This is a genomic window from Pseudomonas sp. P7548 (genome assembly GCF_013386585.1).
Taxonomy (GTDB): domain Bacteria; phylum Pseudomonadota; class Gammaproteobacteria; order Pseudomonadales; family Pseudomonadaceae; genus Aquipseudomonas.
Genome location: NZ_JACARO010000172.1, coordinates 1 through 1,840, shown reverse-complemented (window position 1 = coordinate 1,840; position 1,840 = coordinate 1). Strand labels below are relative to the sequence as shown.

At 57.7% G+C, this 1,840-nt stretch carries 4 protein-coding genes; 3 read left to right on the top strand and 1 reads right to left on the bottom strand.

Annotated elements, in window-relative coordinates; translation table 11 throughout:
* Positions 1-288: 288 nt before the first annotated feature.
* Entirely contained in the window at positions 289-720 is a 432-nt protein-coding gene (gene merR, locus HX803_RS32000; protein WP_003425050.1) for an Hg(II)-responsive transcriptional regulator, read from the bottom strand.
* A gap of 71 nt (positions 721-791) precedes the next feature.
* Here merR and merT point away from each other — a divergent pair, with 71 nt between their 5' ends.
* The 3 genes from merT to merC all read left to right on the top strand — a co-directional run.
* The gene (gene merT, locus HX803_RS31995; protein WP_003425049.1) at positions 792-1,142 is read left to right on the top strand and encodes a mercuric ion transporter MerT; all 351 of its coding nucleotides are present in this window, start codon (positions 792-794) and stop codon (positions 1,140-1,142) included.
* Between the two features lie 17 nt (positions 1,143-1,159).
* Positions 1,160-1,435, top strand: a complete 276-nt coding sequence (gene merP / locus HX803_RS31990; RefSeq protein WP_003425048.1) for a mercury resistance system periplasmic binding protein MerP — start codon at positions 1,160-1,162, stop codon at positions 1,433-1,435.
* Between the two features lie 12 nt (positions 1,436-1,447).
* On the top strand, positions 1,448-1,840 hold a 393-nt coding region (gene merC / locus HX803_RS31985), incomplete at its 3' end, for an organomercurial transporter MerC (RefSeq protein ID WP_178926057.1).

The window sequence follows — 1,840 nt, the reverse complement described above, 5'->3', positions numbered from 1 at the left end:
GTAAGCGTCCGAACTACACCGCCTTGCATCTCAGACCTTAATCCCCTTTAACCGCTGATTGACGCGCTCACACTCAAAAACTGCGAAATTGCACCCCACTTGACCACCCATTTGCGTTGCAACTGACCAATCATTTGCATTCGAAGTGATCAGGACTCTCGGCTCTGTAGGGTAAGAGCGTGGCTAAAAGCAGACCGTAGGTTTGGCCAGTCAACGGGGCTCATTGAGCGCCGCTCTTTTCCTGTTCAAGCCGACAAACAGGGGGGCAATGAAACGGGAAATCGTAGGCTAAGGCGCGAAGTTTTCGTGGCTATCTATTCCATGCAGCGAATCGATCAGCGGGCAGCTAACCGTCCCGTGGCTCGCGCAACAGTCATCAACCAACTGCGCCAGGACCAACTCGATCCGCCGCAGATCCGCAAGTTTCCCCCGCACGTCTTCGAGCTTCTGCTCGGCGTGCACACGCGCATCATTGCAGTGCGTACCGTCATCGAGCCGCAACAGTCCGGCCACTTCATCGAGGCTGAAGCCCAGCCGTTGTGCGGACTTCACGAATTTCACCCGTGCAATATCCGCCTCGCCGTAGCGACGAATGCTGCCGTAGGGCTTGTCCGGTTCGGGCAACAGCCCTTTGCGTTGATAGAACCGAATGGTTTCCACGTTAACCCCGGCTGCCTTGGCAAAGACGCCAATGGTCAGGCTTTCCGCAGTGTTTTTCATACCGCTTGACTCCGTACCTGACTACGGAAATAACCTTAACCCATCGATCAAACATTCGAAAGGTTGAACCCATGTCTGAATCACAAAAGGGCCGTGGTGCACTCCTCGCTGGAGGTCTGGCGGCGATCCTTGCGTCCACCTGCTGCCTGGGCCCGCTGGTGCTAATTGCCCTGGGCTTCAGCGGCGCCTGGATCGGTAATCTCACCGTTCTGGAGCCCTACCGCCCGTTTTTCATCGGCGCGGCATTGTTGGCGCTGTTCTTCGCTTACCGGCGCATTTTCCGCCCGGCTCAAGCCTGCAAACCCGGTGAGACCTGCGCAATTCCGCAGGTACGAACTACCTACAAGTTCATTTTCTGGCTCGTGATGGCACTCGTGCTGGTCGCGCTCGGTTTCCCCTACATCCTCCCGTTGTTTTACTGATCAGGCAGGAGTCTCCCATGAAAAAGCTGTTTGCCGCTCTCGCGCTCATTGCCGTGGTTTCCCCGGTGTGGGCCGCCATCCAAACCGTCACCCTGTCGGTACCGGGCATGACCTGCGCCGCCTGTCCGATCACGGTCAAGAAAGCGCTGACCCAGGTCGAGGGCGTGACCAAGACCGAGGTGAGTTTCGAGAAACGCGAAGCCATCGTGACCTTCGACGATGCCAAGACCAACTCCGAGGCCCTGACCAAGGCGACCGAGGATGCCGGCTATCCATCTACCATCAAGCAATAGGAGGAAATACCAATGAGAAATCCTCTCAATCTGTTCACGCGGATCGGTGACAAAGCCAGTTCCGTCGGTGTGCTGGTTTCAGCCCTAGGCTGCGCCGCGTGTTTTCCTGCTCTGGCTAGCTTAGGCGCTGCAATCGGTCTGGGCTTTTTGAGCCAGTGGGAAGGCCTGTTCATCACCACGCTACTGCCCTTGTTTGCGGCCCTGGCGCTGCTCGTCAATTCCCTTGGCTGGCTCAAACATCGGCAGTGGCAGCGAACTGCACTCGGCCTGATAGGCCCTGTCCTGGTCTTGGCTGCGGTGTTTTTGATGCGGGCTTATGGCTGGCGGAGCGGTTGGCTGCTCTATATCGGTCTGGCCCTCATGCTTGGGGGCTCGATCTGGGATCTCGTGTCGCCCGCCCACCCC

Excerpts from the sequence above, each read along its gene's own strand:
- merR (WP_003425050.1), bottom strand. The coding sequence starts at position 720 with ATGAAAAACACTGCGGAAAGCCTGACCATTGGCGTCTTTGCCAAGGCA.
- merT (WP_003425049.1), top strand. The coding sequence starts at position 792 with ATGTCTGAATCACAAAAGGGCCGTGGTGCACTCCTCGCTGGAGGTCTG.
- merP (WP_003425048.1), top strand. The coding sequence starts at position 1,160 with ATGAAAAAGCTGTTTGCCGCTCTCGCGCTCATTGCCGTGGTTTCCCCG.